The organism is Shewanella sp. Actino-trap-3 (assembly GCF_002836275.1).
GTDB classification, from domain to species: domain Bacteria; phylum Pseudomonadota; class Gammaproteobacteria; order Enterobacterales; family Shewanellaceae; genus Shewanella; species Shewanella psychromarinicola.
This window is the reverse complement of the sequence record NZ_PJCE01000001.1, coordinates 3,680,535-3,699,604: the sequence shown is the minus strand read 5'-3', so window position 1 is coordinate 3,699,604 and position 19,070 is coordinate 3,680,535. Positions and strand designations below refer to the sequence as shown.

General features: G+C 41.9%; 17 protein-coding genes and 1 pseudogene. 9 read left to right on the top strand and 9 right to left on the bottom strand.

Annotation, left to right across the window (positions count from 1 at the left end; translation table 11 throughout):
* Positions 1-4 precede the first annotated feature (4 nt).
* Positions 5-793: a winged helix-turn-helix domain-containing protein gene (locus tag CXF80_RS15940; RefSeq protein WP_101033918.1), complete on the bottom strand. Its 789-nt coding sequence runs from the start codon at positions 791-793 to the stop codon at positions 5-7.
* A 462-nt stretch (positions 794-1,255) separates the two neighbouring features.
* On the opposite strand from CXF80_RS15940, the gene CXF80_RS15935 reads away from it, so the two are divergent.
* Both CXF80_RS15935 and CXF80_RS15930 read left to right on the top strand, forming a co-directional pair.
* Positions 1,256-2,077, top strand: coding sequence for a cytochrome C (locus CXF80_RS15935; RefSeq protein ID WP_101033917.1), 822 nt, complete (start codon positions 1,256-1,258; stop codon positions 2,075-2,077).
* A 7-nt stretch (positions 2,078-2,084) separates the two neighbouring features.
* Positions 2,085-2,642 carry a hypothetical protein gene (locus CXF80_RS15930; protein WP_232772129.1) on the top strand — a complete coding sequence of 186 codons (558 nt, stop codon included), beginning with the start codon at positions 2,085-2,087 and terminating at the stop codon, positions 2,640-2,642.
* A gap of 269 nt (positions 2,643-2,911) precedes the next feature.
* On the opposite strand, the gene CXF80_RS15925 is transcribed toward CXF80_RS15930, so the two are convergent.
* Complete coding sequence (locus CXF80_RS15925) at positions 2,912-5,005, bottom strand: prolyl oligopeptidase family serine peptidase (protein WP_101033915.1); 2,094 nt, start codon at positions 5,003-5,005, stop codon at positions 2,912-2,914.
* A gap of 767 nt (positions 5,006-5,772) precedes the next feature.
* Between CXF80_RS15925 and CXF80_RS15915 the strand changes: the two genes are divergently transcribed.
* A complete protein-coding gene (locus CXF80_RS15915; protein ID WP_011639051.1) occupies positions 5,773-6,051 on the top strand; it encodes a peptidylprolyl isomerase in 279 nt (92 codons plus the stop codon).
* A gap of 215 nt (positions 6,052-6,266) precedes the next feature.
* Here CXF80_RS15915 and CXF80_RS15910 read toward each other — a convergent pair whose 3' ends face one another.
* Complete coding sequence (locus tag CXF80_RS15910) at positions 6,267-6,992, bottom strand: arginine N-succinyltransferase (protein ID WP_101033913.1); 726 nt, start codon at positions 6,990-6,992, stop codon at positions 6,267-6,269.
* 379 nt (positions 6,993-7,371) lie between these two features.
* On the opposite strand from CXF80_RS15910, the gene CXF80_RS15905 reads away from it, so the two are divergent.
* The 4 genes from CXF80_RS15905 (at position 7,372) to CXF80_RS15890 (ending at position 11,809) form a co-directional block, all read left to right on the top strand.
* On the top strand, positions 7,372-9,195 hold the full coding sequence (locus CXF80_RS15905) for a S8 family serine peptidase (RefSeq protein WP_101033912.1): 1,824 nt from the start codon (positions 7,372-7,374) through the stop codon (positions 9,193-9,195).
* 256 nt (positions 9,196-9,451) lie between these two features.
* Positions 9,452-11,020 (top strand): S41 family peptidase, encoded by a 1,569-nt coding sequence (locus tag CXF80_RS15900; protein WP_101033911.1) that lies wholly within the window; start codon positions 9,452-9,454, stop codon positions 11,018-11,020.
* On the top strand, positions 11,020-11,403 hold the full coding sequence (locus CXF80_RS15895) for a hypothetical protein (protein WP_101033910.1): 384 nt from the start codon (positions 11,020-11,022) through the stop codon (positions 11,401-11,403). Before CXF80_RS15900 ends, CXF80_RS15895 begins: the two co-directional genes overlap by 1 nt.
* A 154-nt stretch (positions 11,404-11,557) precedes the next feature.
* A complete protein-coding gene (locus CXF80_RS15890; RefSeq protein WP_101033909.1) occupies positions 11,558-11,809 on the top strand; it encodes a DUF2999 family protein in 252 nt (83 codons plus the stop codon).
* A gap of 81 nt (positions 11,810-11,890) precedes the next feature.
* On the opposite strand, the gene CXF80_RS15885 is transcribed toward CXF80_RS15890, so the two are convergent.
* The 4 genes from CXF80_RS15885 to CXF80_RS15875 form a co-directional block, all read right to left on the bottom strand.
* Positions 11,891-12,913 carry a hypothetical protein gene (locus CXF80_RS15885; protein ID WP_101033908.1) on the bottom strand — a complete coding sequence of 341 codons (1,023 nt, stop codon included), beginning with the start codon at positions 12,911-12,913 and terminating at the stop codon, positions 11,891-11,893.
* A 4-nt stretch (positions 12,914-12,917) separates the two neighbouring features.
* The gene (locus tag CXF80_RS20535; RefSeq protein ID WP_232772128.1) at positions 12,918-13,886 is read right to left on the bottom strand and encodes a PGAP1-like alpha/beta domain-containing protein; all 969 of its coding nucleotides are present in this window, start codon (positions 13,884-13,886) and stop codon (positions 12,918-12,920) included.
* Positions 13,883-15,112 (bottom strand): PPC domain-containing protein, encoded by a 1,230-nt coding sequence (locus CXF80_RS20530; protein WP_232772124.1) that lies wholly within the window; start codon positions 15,110-15,112, stop codon positions 13,883-13,885. Before CXF80_RS20530 ends, CXF80_RS20535 begins: the two co-directional genes overlap by 4 nt.
* A 153-nt stretch (positions 15,113-15,265) precedes the next feature.
* Positions 15,266-15,757 (bottom strand): MarR family winged helix-turn-helix transcriptional regulator, encoded by a 492-nt coding sequence (locus CXF80_RS15875; protein WP_101033907.1) that lies wholly within the window; start codon positions 15,755-15,757, stop codon positions 15,266-15,268.
* Between the two features lie 146 nt (positions 15,758-15,903).
* On the opposite strand from CXF80_RS15875, the gene CXF80_RS15870 reads away from it, so the two are divergent.
* Positions 15,904-16,785, top strand: coding sequence for an EamA family transporter (locus tag CXF80_RS15870; RefSeq protein WP_101033906.1), 882 nt, complete (start codon positions 15,904-15,906; stop codon positions 16,783-16,785).
* Positions 16,786-16,979: 194 nt separating this feature from the next.
* Here the strand turns inward: CXF80_RS15870 and CXF80_RS15865 are convergent, their stop codons facing one another.
* Positions 16,980-17,495, bottom strand: coding sequence for a hypothetical protein (locus CXF80_RS15865; RefSeq protein WP_101033905.1), 516 nt, complete (start codon positions 17,493-17,495; stop codon positions 16,980-16,982).
* Positions 17,496-17,658: 163 nt separating this feature from the next.
* Positions 17,659-18,005: pseudogene (locus tag CXF80_RS15860) on the bottom strand (carboxymuconolactone decarboxylase family protein).
* Positions 18,006-18,360: 355 nt separating this feature from the next.
* On the opposite strand from CXF80_RS15860, the gene CXF80_RS15855 reads away from it, so the two are divergent.
* A complete protein-coding gene (locus tag CXF80_RS15855; RefSeq protein ID WP_198554778.1) occupies positions 18,361-18,948 on the top strand; it encodes an excalibur calcium-binding domain-containing protein in 588 nt (195 codons plus the stop codon).
* The last annotated feature ends 122 nt before the right edge of the window (positions 18,949-19,070 follow it).

Genomic DNA, 19,070 nt, shown 5'->3' with positions numbered 1-19,070 from the left:
ATTATTACTCCAAATGCTGACTTGTTTGGGCTAGCTGTGCGTTAATCGTGTCACAAATATTCACCTGCTTGAGCCAATCACGATTAACAAACTGTTTAGGCTGCCTTAAATCACTGATTTTTAAATTACGAATAAGAGACTGCCCTAAGAGATCTCCCCGCAAGGTAATGTTCAATACTTGCTTGTCGTGAGACAGTGATAAATAAACTCTCTCCCAACTGCTCACGTCACAATCGGCAAAGCTTTGCTGTATTTGTTGCCCAAGTTCAATCAACTGCTCATTGTTGGTTCTTGATGGGGCATAGAGCATCACATCAACGGTACTTCCAGATAAGAGTTTAACGGTATTGACACTCAAAGGCGGGGTTGGTGTAACAATAGGCTGCATCAGTTTCACTGCAGCAATGCTACAAACGATTAGTATTATTGCCGTTACGATTAGTAATCCAGAATGACGGCGAATAATCGACGGTAATACACTTGCGGTTTGCTTACGAGGACGATGATGCCGCAGTAAGTAGCCCTGACCTTTAACCGTTTCAATAAGTGATTCCTGCTGTGGCCCAAAAAAAGACCGCAATGTAAATATGGCTCGCGCCACCGAAGCACTGCTTAAATGCGATTTATCACCATAGCCAGATTCTAATAAGGGTTTAGCAACAACTTTGCCTTGATACTCGACCAATAATGTCAGCACATGTAGCTCTGCTCGGGGAAGATGCCACACCACGCCACTTTCCTGATTGATCAGATCACCTTTGTCGATATCAAACCTGCAATGGCCCAATTGCATATCAACTGCCTCAATACTGTTAACAATTGATAAAGTGTATGCAGAAAATCTTATGAAATCTGTGATCCCGATATCTTCACACTATTATTCCTTACATTTTGTAAGGTGTAATGACTAACAATGATGTAATTGAGACGTTAATCACATAATTTCATGATGTTAATTTCAATAAATACACAGATAAATATGCATAAATCTTATAAATGATAAGACTACTGTCACAAAAAAGCGCTTTTGGTATTTATTTTTGACCGTCATAGTCAGTGTTTATTAGCTAAATTTAATGGTTTTTTAAAAACAGTTTTATCGGGCATAAATCACACCATTAATAACCCTATTGATTATTGTTAGGTCATCGCGTTGCTGTCGATATTCAGGCCAGCAACGAATGTCAAAACAAGCCTAAGCCATAACAAATATTAGCGCTTGAATATAACAACAATGATATAGAGGGTAACCACAATGAGCATAAATAGACGCCAAGCATTAACAAAAATTATTGGATTAAGCACCGCAGCTGCTGGGGCAACACTATTAGGTACATCGGCATTTGCCGCCACCGATGAAGCCGGTAACTACCGCTTAGAGTTAGGTGAAAAACTCAAATATGTACCTTTAGATGCAATGGCAACCGCTAAGTTAGCCTATGAAACTGGCGGCGGCTGTATGCACCAAGTTTTCCATGCCATTATCACTATGCTTGCAGCATCTAGTAGTGCTGATGCCAGCAAATTTGCCACCATACCAACAGCATTAGCCGGTTATGGTTGGGCAGGGGTTGTGGGTCAAGGAACACTTTGTGGAAACTTGAATGCATCGGGTATGTTAATCAATTTCCTAGATGACATTAATGGCCAAAACAGTGCCATTATTGGTGCTTCATTCCGCTACTATGAAACGACAGATTTGCCTTTATCCTCTGCTGAGTTTATTGCTGGGATTGGTTCTACGGAAGAGAAATCATTAGAAGTCGGTGCAACCTCTATTGCCAACAGCCCATTATGTCACTCATCTATTAGTAACTGGTCTGCTGCATCAGGCTTACCGTTTGTCAAAAAAGGTGAGCGCTGTAAACGTCTATCAGCCAGTATGGCTTTTCATATTGTTGAACTGCTCAACCGCGCTTATGCCTTAGAAGATATTTCAGCATTACCAGAAGCTAAACCTTCTGCTGAAGCACAAGCATGTCAAGTCTGTCATAATAAAGAAGCATCTGTTATGCCTTTGGCCAGTGTTCAAACCGATATGGAATGTACTACTTGTCATACCGGACATTTCAATTAAGGAGCGCATGATGAAAGTTAAATATCTCAGCGCCATATTAGCCAGTTCATTACTAATATTTGGCTGTAATAGTGATAACGATGACGACGTGGCTGTTATTGATCCACCAGTGGTCGTTGTACCTCCAGTTGTTGTGCCGCCAGTAATTGATGGCGTTAGTATCGATGATGCCAGCAGCGTGGTGGTTAAACTCGACACATTTGATGCCACCACTGGCGCACTATCATTCACCGTTGCCAATAGTGACGGCGAAGCACTCACTAACGTAGCCGATTACGATATTGTGTATTTTGGTTTCCCCGACCCAGCCTCACCGTCCACCAAACCTAAGGCTTGGAAACGTTGGCATGTGACCCAAAGCTATCAATGCGACAGTTCAACTAGCGATGAGTGCACTGGATCATTGGAAGCCACCGACACAACCGGTACATATACGTTTAATGTCCATGACCTCGACTTACAAAGCAAAGCATCCGATAATGCCGATCTGCTTTACCAGGTCGCCATTAAAATCAATGGCACACTGGCAAGTAATGATATTGAGTTAATTAGCGCCACTAATTAATCGTCATTGAGCCTACCCCCCTAGCTAATGGCGCGAAAGGATCACTCGCGCTCATTTGCTTCAGGCTATTTTGCCGCAGTACTTCACTGCGGCAATTTTTTCATTATTGGGTAGGTTAAGCATCGATGCACTAAGGTAAAAACTAACGTAAACACTAATGTGAACATCACTGTGATAATTAGCATAAAAATCAACGTTGAATTCTAAAATATAAAAAAGGGCTTCAGCAGCACTGAAACCCTTTCTTTATTAATCACTAACCAAGTTTTTTAACGCAGCTGCTGCATTAAGTAAGCGTAAACCATTGAGCTTAACTCGGCAGCTTGAGTGTTATCTGCCGCGCCAGCATGGCCGCCTTCGATGTTCTCAAAATACAACACATCAATGCCCATATCTGCCATTTTAGCCACCATTTTACGCGCGTGTGCCGGATGAACCCGATCATCACGTGTTGAGGTAGTAAAAAACACTTTAGGGTATGTAACCCCTGGTGTTAAATTATGATGTGGCGAGTAGGTTTTAATATACGCCCACTCTTGTGCAATATCAGGATTACCGTATTCACCCATCCAGCTGGCACCTGCTAATAACTTATTGTAGCGTTTCATGTCCAATAACGGCACTTGACACACTACGGCGTTATATAGCTCAGGGCGACGAGTAAATGCAGCGCCCACTAGCAAGCCACCATTACTGCCACCTTGAATGCCAAGATGTTGGCTTGAGGTGATTTTACGGGCAATTAAGTCTTCTGCAATGGCTTCAAAATCTTCATACGCTTTATGACGATGTTGTCTTAACGCCGCTTGATGCCAAGCGGGGCCGTATTCGCCACCACCACGAATGTTGGCAAGCACGTATACACCGCCCTGCTCTAACCAGTTTTTGCCAATAGTGGCCGAATAGGCCGGCAAGCGAGACACTTCAAAACCGCCATAACCGTAAAGTAACGTAGGGTTGCTGTTATCGAGTTTGATGTCTTTAGCCATCACCACAAAATAAGGCACTTTAGTGCCGTCTTTTGATTCAACAAAATACTGCTGGGTGACAAATTTATCGGCGCCAAATTGCTGTGGCATCGCTTTAATTTTATCCGCTTTTAGGCTTGCACCATTTAAGCGATATAAACTGGCAGGCTCTAAAAAACTGGTGTAGTTAACAAAAAAGTCATCGCTATCACGTTCAACATCAAACACACTTAAGGTGCCATTAGCTTCAAAGGGGACAGGCTTACTTTGCCACTCACCTTTATCATTTTGCATGTAGCGTACAAGTTGGCTTTTTACATCATCCAACCAAGTGACAAAAATAGCATTCTGGCTAAATGACACTTGCGAAATAGAGGCGTGCTTCGTTGGCGATACCAATTCACTAAACTCTGGTTTTTGCGCAATCAGCTTATTTACTGGGGTATAGACGATGGCACCTTGTTTAAAAGTACCGTTTTTAGTGACTAAATCACTTTTTAACTCAATATACAGCTGCCCCTTAAAGTAGCCTTTTAAATCTGCATCCTCAGGAATAGGCAGCGAGACCAGCTTTTTATTTTGATAAACATAATGTTTCGCGGTGTAAAAGGTTAAGCTTTCGGTGACGATATTCAGTGGTGTTTTATCATCAAACATCACATAACCCGACACCGCAACGGATGTTTTATCGCCTCTAAACACTAATTTAGCGGCAGACAATGGCGTACCGCGTTGCCACAATTTAACCACACTTGGGTAGCCTGAATCGGTCATACTGTGCCCATCACCAAAATCAGTACCAACAAACACGCTATCTTTATCAATCCAGCTTAGCATTGACTTCGCCTCAGCCAACACAAACGGCTGCTGAGTACTGTCGACAAAAGATTTAGTGGTTAAATTAAATTCGCGTACTTCAGCAGCATCTGCACCACCGCGAGACAAGGACACCAAGCAGCGCTCGTTTTGTGGGTATTGGCATTCAATGCCCTTAAATACCCAATTAACACTCTCAGCTTTACCGAGGGCATCAATATCAAGCACCGTTTCCCAGTTTGGTTGCGCTTTGGCGTATTCAGCTAACGTGGTACGGCGATAAATTCCACGCTGGTGGGTTTCATCTTTCCAAAAATTATACAAATAATCGCCAATGCGGGTGGCATAAGGGATACGCGCTTTATCGTTTAAGATCTCTAGGCTGTTTGCCACCAGATTATCAAAACTTGGGTAAGCCTTAATGTGGGCCGCAGACAGGGCATTTTGCTGCTTAACCCATTCCATTGGCTTTGCGCCTTCAACATCTTCTAGCCAAATATATTTGTCTTCTTCTGCATGAACAGGTGTTGCCATAGTCATCGCACTCGCTATACATAATGGTATGATTCGCTTAAGCATTAAAATTTCCTTTTCATTATCTGCTCGCGGTATTTTATAAACTTGCCAATACTGTAATCCATTTAAACAGTGTTTAATCACTAAACTTGCGCAAACGATAGCAAGTTATGCCTAGCTGATTGACTGGTTAGCGTAATGAATATCACTGACAACGGCACGAAAATGGCCAGTCCCAATGAGATAATATGCCATAGCTAACTGAGCTTGTAAGCGCATTCAGCCTAAGAAAAGCATGAACGATGCAAATCTCAACACGGTTATCTTACGCTAAAGTGCGCCATAGTAAGCGCGTCATTGGACTGCCTAAATACCCATGTCAAACACACTCTTAAATGCGTTTTTTGTGAGTAAAGCTAGGCGGCAACGCTGGACTAAACCTCAATATGGTTTTTACCTGCCAGTGATCATTATTGCAACACTATTATTGATGTTTACCTATGAGACTTTGGCAGTTTTCAGTCAATTTACGCAATTCTGTTTAGCGCATTTTGATTCACCGTGTATTCAGTTTTCAAGCTTATTATTCGTGCTGGCAATCGTTATTGTTGGCGTAATCCCCTTTGCTCTCGTGCTGTGTTTACAATTGATTTTTTTGGCGAGAGATTGACTTGGTCACCCGGCAACATAATGGTGTAAACATCACTCAATGCTCACCATCTTTGACCTTATGGGATTGAATATATTATTCGGGTAAGGATCTACTGCCAATTTAGCTGACAAAGCAGGTATAATAATGCGCTAACTACAGCGACACTAAGACCGACATCATGGCCAAAACCGCAGCAGCATTACATATATTAGTTAAACACCAAACTCAAGCTGAAGACATCATCAAGCAGCTTAATAATGGCGCCAAGTTTGACGTGTTAGCCAAAAAGCATTCTAGCTGCCCTTCAGCTAAAAGTGGTGGTAACTTAGGTGAGTTCAAAAAAGGTCAGATGGTGCCACCATTTGACAAAGTGTGTTTCAATGGCGAGCTAATCACCCCACACCTAGTCAAAACCAAATTTGGTTGGCATGTGGTAAAAGTGCTTTACAGGACATAGATGATCTATTGATCATCCATAGCGATTGTAAGCTGACTTTCGAGTGTGTTAAAACCTTTATCATGGTGAAGTGTTCAATAAGTACATTGCAATAAGCAGGTTACTAAAGTGCTTTGTCGCATTTGGTATTAGCCGCACTCAGAATGAATAGCATGAGAATAGTCCCTTGGTATATAGACAGTGGGCTTGATGTAAACACCCACGACTCAATTCGATTATTTTCGCAGTTTGATCGACAGCTCACCGTCACGAATTTGAATATCATCCACACCATCGGCAAACGCATTCCAAAAGCCGCGATCGCCAAACTCACCCACCAAATTGACGTTTTTCATATTCCCAAGCCAGGCATTCGGGATAGGTACGCCCATTAAGCTCACGCCAACCAGAGCGACCACTGGGCGACGATTAGCGTCTAAATGAATATCTAGCCCTGTATTCACTCGTAAAATCTCCCCTGCCATAATCGGGAAATCTTCTGGAATGGGGATCAGCATTTTGGCGCTGGCTAAATTATTGGAAAAATCAATCGCAACCCGCTGCGCAAAATCAGGATTGCGGCCAATCATTGAATTAACTTCTTTTTCACTAAAGGTCACCTGACGGTCGGCGTCAAATTCTCGATAGGCCTGTGGGGTTAACTCTGCGCTGTTATTATTGCCACGATTGCTTCGCTCGTTGGGATCTGACGAATGACTCACTTGAGTGCTAGGCTCAGCTTGCCAGCCTAATTGTGCCAGTTTATGGTCTAGCTGTTGAGTTTCTTTGACCGTTAAGGTAACGGGGGTTAACGGCGACGGAAAGATATAAGTGCGGATAATAAAAAATGTTAATCCCACAGTCACCAACATGGTCGCTAAAATAATCAGCAGTAGTTTAACCCCAGACGCGCCACCTTGCCGACGGCATAGCGCCGAGATATTGATTAATGAAGCTCGCATTGACTCGCCTTTTTTTATTCTATGTTGGCCCATCATGGTAATGCTCTCTTTGGCTAAACACCTAATAAAAAACCTCTGGGGATCAATATCAGCATAAACAGCTAGCTAACTATATTGGTATTACCGTCGGAGAGAGAACATAAAACGCGCCCTAAAAAGCTCGCTGATGTTATATTTTTACTCATCTGAATTAAAAGGTAAAAAACCAATTTTAGATAAAAAAACGCTAAAAAACATTTGTTATTAATTTGTTAAACTATGTCATTTTGTGTTACAAATTTAATGTCAGAATAGTTTAGCTGCTAATGATGTAGGTACCCTAGTGTCTATAAAGCAGATTCAAAACAGTAAAATAATAACAAATAGGAATATTTATTCTATGAAACTATCAACAATTTCAATATCACTATTAGCTCTAGGCCTTAGTGCAACGGCTCATGTACAAGCCAGCGATGATCGTTATGTCATTCAAGTGGACCCACAAAAAAAGGGCATAGTAAAAGCTCTTGCAAAACAATTAGGTGCTCAAATTCATGTGGATGGCGATGGATTTATTGCTGCTACATTTACGGGTAAAGATTTAGCGCAAGTAAAAGGATTGCTGAATAACCCTCATGTTAAATTAGTTGAAGAAGATCAACGCCGTTATTTGATGGGTTTTGCTGATGACATTGGTAACCCGATGACAACCCAGATTACCCCGTATGCTGTGTATCAATCACAAGCCGACCAAGTCACTTTTAACCCCAGTGCCGGTATTAAAGTTTGTGTGATCGATTCTGGGCTTGATCGCAGTAATGCCGATTTTGTGTGGAATAATATTAGCGGCAACAACGACAGCGGCACTGGTAATTGGGATGAAAACGGCGGACCACACGGTACCCATGTAGCCGGTACCATTGGTGCGGCAGATAACGGAATTGGTGTTATTGGTATGGCACCTGGCGTTGACATGCATATTATTAAAGTATTTAACGCCGCTGGATGGGGCTACTCATCAGATCTAGCTCAAGCTGCCAATCTCTGTTCACAAGCCGGTGCTAACATTATCAGCATGAGTTTAGGCGGCGGTGGTTCAAACTCAACCGAATCGAATGCTTTCCAAAGTTTTAGTGACGCCGGTGGATTAGTTGTCGCTGCCGCGGGTAATGATGGTAACAATGTGCGCTCATACCCAGCAGGTTATCCATCAGTCATGATGGTTGGTGCTAATGATGGCAATAACGTTATCGCTGACTTCTCTCAATTCCCTTCTTGTTCATCAGGTAAAGGTCGCCGAGTGACCAACGATGAAACCATTTGTGTCGAGGTCACTGCTGGCGGGGTTGATACGCTGTCAACTTATCCTGCAGGACAAGCTACTGCATCTAATTTATCCGTCGACGGATTTGCTTTTGCCTCATCAGCAATGGAAAATTCAGGTTCAGTAACAGGTAGTACTTTTTACATGGGTACGGCTGAATCAACCAACTCAGGTGCTAACGGTAATATTTGTGTGATCGACCGTGGAGTGATTTCATTCTACGACAAAGTGGCTAATTGTGAAGCCTCTGGCGGTGTAGGTGCCATTATTGTAAATAATGTAGCCGGTGTACTTTATGGCACATTAGGTGACACCAATACCACCAGCATTCCTGCTGTAGGCGCCGCGTTTGAAGATAGAGCCGCGTTAGTTAATGCCTCAAGCGCAAATATAAATATTGGAACCTCTGATTTTGGCTTTATGAGTGGTACATCAATGGCAACACCTGCCGTATCGGGTATTGCGGCATTAGTGTGGTCACAACATAATGCCTGTACGGGTAGCGAGATCCGCGCAGCACTTAAAGCCACTGCATTAGATGCGGGTGCGTCAGGTAAAGACGACTACTTTGGTTATGGTATTGTGCAAGCGGCGGCTGCAGATGCTTATTTATCTAGCAATGGTTGTGCTGGCGGCGTAACACCACCACCAACCGGTGGAGATATCACGTTATCCCTTAACGGTTATAAATCAAAAGGGGTTAAAAATGTCGATTTAAGCTTCAGTGGTTTAAGCTCTGCCAATGTTGATGTTTTCCGTGATAACAACAAAATAACCACTACGGCTAATAATGGTAGCTATACAGATAGCATTGCATCAAAAGGCGGTGGAACATACACCTATCAAGTGTGTGAGGCTTCAACCTCAACTTGTAGTGCAGAAAAGAGCGTGACCTTCTAACAAGGTAAAACTGTTTATCAACCAGAGTCGTCATCTAGGTGACTCGATAAAAAAATCACTTCAATTTGAAGTGATTTTTTTTATTGCATTGACGCTAGTGATAACAAATTGATTCACCTTAGATATAGTCATTAAGAGTAAAGGCTTTCCCAAAAAGATATAAAAACCGAGTTACAAATCAAGTCAATTGTAATAAAGTTGTAAATAATAAAAGACTCAAATTAATCATGACATCTGAGTATATTAAAGGATTATGATGAAGTTACGCCCTAGACACATATTAGCCCCATTGATTATCAGTGCCAGTCTGCTGCTATTAACCGCTTGTGGCGGTTCATCTGGCGGCGATGACAGCACCAATACAGGGTCTACCTCACCTCAGTGGGTTGCAGGCCAATTTGCTAACGATTCGACCTTAGCAAATCAGTGCAGCGCGCCATTAACCCAAAAGCTGTGGCTCCGCTCATGGAGTAATGACACCTACCTGTGGTACAACGAAATTATTGATCGCGATCCAGCGCCCTATAACGTGGCAGAATATTTTGAACTGCTTAAAACAGAAGAGTTGTCTGACACTGGCAACCTAAAAGATAACTTTCACTTTTCCATGTCGACAGCAGAATGGGAATTACTTAATGGATCCGGCGCCTCGGTTGGTTATGGCATGACGCTAAATTTGCGTAACGCTTCAGCAGGTATTTCACGACAAGTGACTGTGGCTTACAACGAACCCAACTCGCCAGCGAGTGATGCAGGCATTAGCCGTGGCGCTATTATTGTCACTGTTGACGGCGTTAGCGTCGCAGATGCCAATGACAGCGGCAGTATCGATACCTTAAATGCAGGTTTATTCCCCAGTACCAGTGGCAAGCAAACCGTGTTTACGCTTCGTGATTTAGATGCACAAGCAGACCGCACCGTGACACTATTAGCTGAGACTGTGGTATCGACGCCAGTACAAAACACCAAAACCATTCAAACCGCCAACGGCAAAGTGGGTTATTTACAATTTAACGCCCACATCGCAACCGCTGAAAAAGGTTTATACGATGCCATGACTTTGCTCAGCAACGCGCAAGTTGACGATTTAGTCGTGGATATTCGCTATAACGGCGGCGGATTATTAGCCCTCGCCAGCCAACTGGGCTACATGATTGCCGGCGATAATGCTACAGCCAACCGAGTATTTGAACGCACCAGCTTTAATGACAAATACCCTACCGTTAATCCCGTTACCCGCGAAGCCTTAACGCCGATGCCGTTTATTCCTGAATCAATTGGATTTAATACTTCATTGCTTCGCAGCGGAGTCCCACTACCTTCGCTAAATCTTAAACGGGTATTTGTGCTAACAACGCCAGGTACGTGTTCTGCCAGTGAAGCCTTAATGAATGCCCTTCGCGGTATTGATGTTGAGGTAATTCAACTCGGCGAGACCACCTGTGGAAAACCATACGGCTTTTACCCCACCAATAACTGCGACACAACGTATTTTACCATCCAGTTTAAAGGGGTAAATGATAAAGGCTTTGGCGAATATTCTGACGGTTTTATGCCATCAACCAATCCAACCGTAGACAGCGAAGTACCAGGTTGCGAGCTAGCAGACGACCTTGGACACCCATTAGGTGATACCAACGAAAGATTATTGAGTGCAGCCTTATTTTATCGCGCCAACAACCGCTGCCCATCGACAGCAACTGCAATCGCGCGCGCACCAGCACAAGATCCCTTTGTCGACCCAGGCTTTATGCTGCAAGACACACGTAATCAAAATGTGCTTAAAAATAACCGTATTCTCACGCCATTGGCATTGGAGCAATAATGCTAAAGCAATTAATTGGCATATTGGCGATATTGGCGGTGGGCGGCTGTGGTGCAACTGCAAACGAGTCACCAGCCCAAATGCAACGTGCAACACTGACCAACCCAAGCAGCCAAATCCATGCTGAGTTACAACAAGCATTGGCAACCTTGTTAGGGGCAAGTAATGTATTAATCGCAGACGATGCCTTCACACAGTTCAGCCAAGAAGTGATTGAACGTGCGCAGCACAAGGATGCTAATGGTTTACTCATAATGGGGCGCAGTACTGAGATGCCAGTCACTGTGCAACTGCTTAAACAAGGCGATAATTGCCTATTGCGTCATGTGCAAAGCGGCAATACCACCTCGTTGTCGCAAGCACGTTGCGCCGCTGAAAAATAACGGATAAATGGCCCGACCGCATATTACTTGCGGTCGGGCCATTTATACAGATCAAGCTTAACGGCTTGGTATCCAGCGCCATGAAAACTTACTACCGCAGTTATGTGGTAGAATTAGCCTATGTTTAACATCAACGATCACACAAGGTATCGTAATGAACCCTATTCTTGCCATCTTCAAAGAACACAATATCAGTGACGCGCAAATTAATGAGCTGTTCCAGACGTTGACTGAAAACCCATTTGCCGCAATGGCGACTATTGGCCAGTTAGGGATCCCTGCGGATAAGCTACAACAATTGATGGGCATGGTTATGCAAAACCCAACCTTAATCAAAGAAGCAGTCGATGAACTGGGTTTAGACTTTTCAAAAGTTGAAGCAGCAAAAGCGCAGCTACAGCCATAAGCGCAAAGCCTTCTCAACCTGCAATAACAAAAACGGCCAGTATCTTAAAGACACTGGCCGTTTTTTGATATATGGCCCAGACTACTGACGAGCTGAATAAATAGCCTTAATTGTCTTTTTTATTTCTGAGCTCGAGAAGTCGTAACTATTAAGTTCTTTTTCTATCGCTCTGTAGGCTGACGGGCTTTTATTAACTGCAGAATTAAACAGTTCAGTGACGAGTTTGTCAGCACTTGGCTGTTGAGATGCGCTCCATTGAATCAGTGCCGCCGCAGCTTCATATTGTCCCATATTGGCAAGTGTTGTAAGTGACACCTGACTTAGTTCACTGTTTGGGTCTCTGGAGTTAATTATTTGCTGTAGCTTAGGAACAAGCTTTTCCTGTGTTATATTTTCCATGCTATTCATTGCAATACTGGACTTATCACCAAGGCTATCGATTTGATTAATAATAAAATCGAAACTTGATTCAGATGCATTTTTCGCAATAGCATTGGCAATATCTGGCAAAAATAAATTATCACTGTCCATATTACTAAAAGTGGACTCAAACAAACTCAAATAAGTATCAGAACGCGCTATTTTTTGCAGTGATTTTTTCGCCGAATAAATCGCATTCGAATCGGTAATGGGAGTGTTTTCGAGTGTATCAAGTAGTAATGAAACAGATTCATGGGTGTTAACTACCGCGAGTAAACTCAATAAATACTCTTGATTTCTGGACGTTAAATTAGCATCTGGTTGTTGTAATAATTGGCTAATTTCTGCCAATATTTGTGGGTTGCTCGTCTGTTTCAATGAATTAATGAGTTGCTTTTCAAGACCGATATCTATTTTACCCGCAGTTAAGAGGGTTTTGATTTCTCCCCATACATCAAAGACCGCATCGGGTGATATCGACTTAGTTGTTGGCTTAGACATTGCGGTTTCAATTTTTGCTATTGGTGCAATTTTATCTGGAGCATTATTTGCTAAGTGAGTTACATTTTCTGCATCACTGGCAGCTTGAACAATATTTTGACCTTGTTTGCTCGCATCAGAAACAACATAAGTCGCGACAGAAATAATGCCAATAACTGAAAGGATAATAATCTTCTTTTTCATATGATTACTGTTCCCAACTAATTTGAAGACGAACTGATTCAAACATTGAATTTAAATCGCTAACTTGTTCTGTTTGCTCGGTATGAATCACGTTATAAGCATTACTAGAAAAAGATAAATCAACATTTCGAGCAAAAGGAATCAATAACTCACTCAACTGCTGACTATAGGCTGGCACAATTCCATCACCAATAAAACTCTCTCTTGTTTGCCCCTTCTCAATATAACGCAGTGTGCTTGGATGTGGATGGTCGCCGCCAAATAATTGTTGATATTTATATAGGTCATAATCTAAATTTAATGGCCCTATATTCTCTGCCAGTATGCCAAATTTAGTACCTCGATAACTCAGTTGAGCAATAATGACATTTTCAAGAGCGAGAACATTATCATTTAATTTTTTTATTTCTGAAGATTCCGGCGATAGAAAGTCAATACTTGGCACTAATAAGTCCATTTCATCATTGCCAAATGGATAACCAAAATAGACTCGCTCTCCGGCTAGAAGCTCGATCACCTCCCAACTATCTTCGCAAACACTATTATCCTGTCTATAAGTAGTTTTAGGCGTGCAGTTTTCATCCATGTATTGATAAAAACGCCCTAAAGGTGAACCTTGGTGAGGCGTACCTGTAGTAATTAAACTTTTAACGTATTCTTTATATTGTGAATCGGAGTTTTGCAAATAGGCTCTTGCAGCTAATCCACCGCGACTGTGTCCAAGTAAAACAATTTCAGTATCTATACCGAATGCAGTCACAATCTGGTCTATCGCGGTTTCGACCTCTTTACCTAATAAATTAAAGTTTGAAAAGTCACCATTACACCCAATAGCTGTAATACACGTTTTACCATCTAAACCGACTGTGGCTAAATTACTATCTCGGTCATAACCACCAAAATCGAGTCTAAAGCAATACTCACCTTTGCTATTAACCTGCGGCAACTCGGTTAACTCATCATCAATATTCAACGTGGAACATGAGCCGGAAAAAAACTATCATCGTTAACTAGGCTATCCCAAGTCCCTACAGTTGAAGCTAAACCATGTAATAGTAAACTAACTTTACTCACTACTATTTCATCTAAAATAGCTTCTAAGCGATATCCTGAATCTTCCCTCGCCGCAACGGCAATAAAATGTTTTTGACCTTTTTTTAATCTTTGAAGACACTTCTCTGCACTTTGAACACTGTTATTTGAACGGCAATCATATTCAAACTTAGTCGGAACCGAACCTTGCTTTACATATAAATCGACATCTCCTGTTAATTGCGACAAATTAACATTTAATAAAATATCATCAGGAGTTGTCAGTTCAAAATAATGCCATTGACCCGCAAAGACAGTTTCAATTTTTATCTGGCCAAGCATCAACTCACTCGGGCTTCCAGCTGTATGACGATCCATAATGTAGGGATAAGTATCTTGTTCGTTTGGAATATTGTCACCATCAATGTCGCTATCATCGCCATCAGCAATACCATCATCATCTGTATCCAACTCAATTAGATTAAAAGAATTTCTAACTGTTGCTTTAAAGCTGCTAGGGTCATTTTGGATATTGGCATACTGAGTAACTTCGGCTGAAATATTTAGCGGATTAATAGCTGCTTGGACTAATTCTGGTGGTGTTTCAGGGAAAATATTTAATCTCACCATATCTGCAGCAATTAATGTCATACGTTGGTTATTGCTGACAATAAAATCAGTGAGCAACTCGGCACGCGAAATTTGTAATTCATTTGCAACGTCTACAATAGCAGCACCTTGAGACAATCCAGATTTCATCTTGATATACACAAGCGTAGAAAATGGGGTCACTATTCTCTCACCTGCTGGCGCTGCTAAGGTAAAACGATTAGTGATTAACCGGTTAAGGCCTTTATCAAAAGTGATCGAAGGTGTTGCTTCAACAATAACAGGGAAGTTTGTTGCAATAAAAGTATCAGGAACACTTAAAACCGCTGCCCCATTTTCATGTGTTTGAGCCGTAGGATTAGTTGGAAAATAATGCCCCGTATTATTTACATCTAACCATGCTGTCGCATTTTCTAAATAACCGTCAATGGCTGTAATGGTGTAATCGGTGTAGGTAATTTGAGGAGCTGGCGGTGCTGTTTTTACCGGCTCATCTGAAGAACCTCCACCACCACAAGCAGAAAGCATAAAAAATAATGTTGATGATAATATCACCATCGTCATCCGTTGACATATGAACATAAAACGCCCATTCCTTTGAGTAAAAAAACATAACAAAAAACAGTAAGTAACTGAATTTATATTATCATAATAAATTTACAATGTTACTTTTTTGATATGAAATTGTTTTGATTCATCTAATCACTACCGCTATTTATGGCCCTCAAAGGCCGCTAACCACGTCTTGAGTAGTTGGTTCAATTCGGGCACTTCAGCATCAGACAGGCTTTGGACCAGTTTGTGCTGAATTTTCACATGCTGTTCAATCACCTCATCTATGGTGACAAGACCTTTTTCAGTCAAGCCAACCGAGACACTGCGCCTGTCTTCAGTGCTGTGTACACGTGCAATTAAGTCTTTAGATTCAAGCTTATCTAAACGGTTTGTCATCGCGCCAGAGGTTAACATCATTGACGATAATAACCCTGAAGGGGTTAAGATATAAGGCTTACCTGCACGTCTTAATGTCGCCAGCACATCAAACTCACCCATGGTCAAGCCAAACTGTTTATGGCAAGCGGATATTTCGGCTTCAATGTGTTTTTGCAAACGCAAAAAGCGCCCAAGTAACGCCATTGGTAGCGTATCTAAATGCGGCTTTTGTTCGCCCCATTGTGCTACCACTCTATCAATATCCTCCATACCTCACCCTTATCATTTGCCACTCAAAACACAAGTTAAAAACTTAATGTAAAGATACTTCATAAAAAGGTACTTTACAAAAATAACTTAACGGTTCAGAATTGATACTTATCTTTACGTGAAGATATTTAATATAAAGGTAGTTAATGAATATTTTACTGGCCATGATCCCAGCATTTTTTTGGGGTACCACTTATGCGATGACCCAGTTCACCTTGCCCGACTGGCCACCATTATTACTCGGTGCCCTACGTGCGTTGCCTGCTGGACTGATATTATTGGCAATAAAACCTAGCCGACCTCTAAAGGCAGACTGGCCCATTTTGATTAAACTCGGCGCAATCAATATTGCGATATTTTTCAGTTTGATTTTTATTATGGCACTCACACTTCCGTCGGCCATTTCTGGTATTGGTATGATTTCAGTGCCGGTTTTCGCGATGTTATTTCATTGGGTTAGCAGTAAAAAGCGCCCGAATCTGCAGCAAGCCTTTTCTGGCGCTATCTTAATGGCCTTAGCTTGGATGCTGTTTGATCCAAATTCGATCAGCTTAAATCCGATCGGATTAGTGGCGATGCTGGCGGCTATCAGCTGTATTATTATCGGCAGCACGGTAACTAAATCGTTAGGTTCGCGGATTCATTGGTGGACAATATTAACCTGGCAACTCGTTATCGGCGGTGCATTCTTATTGGTTGCAGCAGGTATTCAGGCACTGTTTTCACCTGAGCAATACCTCAATGTGGTAAACCAATTTAGTCTAACTAATGGTTTAGGCATCAGCTGGATAATCTTACTCAACACCGTACTCGGTTACAGTATGTATGTGTGGTTATTACAACGCATGTCAGTGGTCGACTTCACTTTTGGCGGCATTGCCAACCCAGTAGCAGGTATAGTCTGCGGCCTGGTATTAATGGGTGAGTCATACACACCACAGCAATATCTGTTGATGAGCGGGATGATTTTAGCCTCTATCGCGCCAACATTAATTCAGTTGTTACGCCAAAGAATAGCCAGCACTTAGGCTAGCGATTAAAATTAGTCGCTTAGCGAGTAACTAGATTTGTAACTAAGCTAGTCGCTCTAGCCTTTAAGCGAGTAACTTAGCGAGTAATGAGACTCGTAACTAAGTTGGTCACTCTAGCCATTAAGCTAGTCGCTTAGTGGCTAATAGACTAAAAATTAAGCGAGTGACTAGACTAGTTACTTAGCTGGCAATTACAGCATTGCTCTTAACTGATTGAGTGCATCAACTGAAAAGCCTTGGTCATAAAAGTAAATCACTTTACCTTGTGCATTTAATAGCACCACTCGAGTATTGTTTGGTTTTTCATTACCGGTAAAGGCTTGTACTTTTTCACCATCTTTATAGACAGTAACTACGCCTTTCCAAAGCGGTTTAGGTATTCCTGAACGCATGCCATTATCAATAAATGTACTGAACATTCTAGGAAACAGTCCCTGTATTGTCGGAACCTCAAATACCGAAACTTGAGTTTGGGTCATGTCTAAACCAATCAACCAGCGATCAATGTCAAACTGAGAGTCTTGCTTGTAACCGATCAATAATAACGCCACTTCACCTTTTAAATCGTCAGGCAAGGTCATAGACTTTTCTTCAAGGTTTTGCCCTGATACAGACGGGAAAGCTTGCCCTGTAATAGCCTGATTTGGATAACTAGTGCTACAAGCACTAAGTAGCAATAAACTTGCAATAATCATTAAATAACGCATCTGTAGTCCTTTTTGATAAATTCCTTATCCCTTTATACGCTGCTAAACGGCAAAAGGATTGCTTGCTCCCAAATTCAGATAATAATTGATAGCATTAAAAGCCAAATGTAGCCACTGCAGCATCATTTTACCCAAAGCAAAATACAATAAGCATCTCATTCAGCTAGCTATTCTCTAGCTGCCATTCCTCGATGGCTTCTCTCGCAGCCCTAAATGCCTCAATACCAGACGGCATGCCACAATAAACGGTTGAATGCAGTAATACTTCCCGAATTTGTTCAATAGAACATCCAATACGCTATGCCCCTCGAACATGGCCTTTTAATTCTGTTGGTGCTTTTAACGCGGTCAGTGTTGCCGGTGCTGCAATAGTAATTAGGCTACGAGTTTGCTTAGAAATAGCATCACGCACCCACACTTCACCCCAACAATTTGCTGTGACTAACGCTTGCAATGGTTGCGTAAAATCAGTGACATTACTAAGCGCTTTATCGACATAAGCTTCCCCATCACCTTGCGACGTACCTCAAGCCCTTTTTAAGATTGTTCATCATTCATCAGTGGCCCCGGTTGTCACTTTTGGCCAATTCATTAAAAAATAATCCTGCCTATATACACGTTAAACTTAATCTTAAATAACACCACGTTTTTGTTGTAGCCAGTTGATAACTTGGCCAAGTCGATATCAATTCAGTTTTTACCTGAGTAGGTAAACGTGTCGACTATATTTTATTGCCCTATCTATAAATTCAATCAAATAACTGGCTAAAACGCTCTAGTTATAGGTATTATGTTGCTGATTTAAAAGCATGATTCTAAAGCATGACTTTTATTAACTTAATGACTATCAAGGAAAGAAATCGCCATGGAAAGAGGCATGTTAGTTCGTTGGAACACAGAAAAAGGCTTTGGTTTTATCAAGCCAGAAATCGGTGATAATCAAGATGTATTTATTCACATTTCAACCTTAAAGCACATGGCCAGAAAACCCATTGTTGGCGATGAGATACTATTTCACCGCGAGAACCAACCCGATGGCAAAGTCAAAGCCGTAAAAGCCACTATTGAAGGTGTGGCAGTTGTGTCCAACACCATTCGTCCAGCTTCTCACACCAGTCAACATCATCGAAACAGTCAATCTCATCATGACGAAAACTACCGTTCAAGCCCTGTGCTTGGCCGCATAATCATGCTTATTATCCTCCTTGGGGTTGGTGTTTTCGGTTATAAACAATATCAAAAAATGACCGCCACGCCAGTGCTGACCAATCAAGATGTTGAACAGATGCAGTGGATTGAACCGACTCCTAGCTTTCGTTGCGAAGCAGGTAAAACACACTGCAGTCAGATGCGCTCATGTGCAGAAGCGACCTTTTATATCCGCAACTGCCCAGGAACTGAAATGGATGGTGATGGGGACGGAGTTCCATGTGAAAGGCAGTTCTGTAATTAAACATAAGGGAATTGAGTCATAGAAAGCAGATTCTGGCTAACAGCCGCTTGCTCTGGGTTCTAGAGTTCTAGATCTAAGGCTTTAGGTTCTAGGCTTGAGGATCTAAAGCCTTTATCTATGTC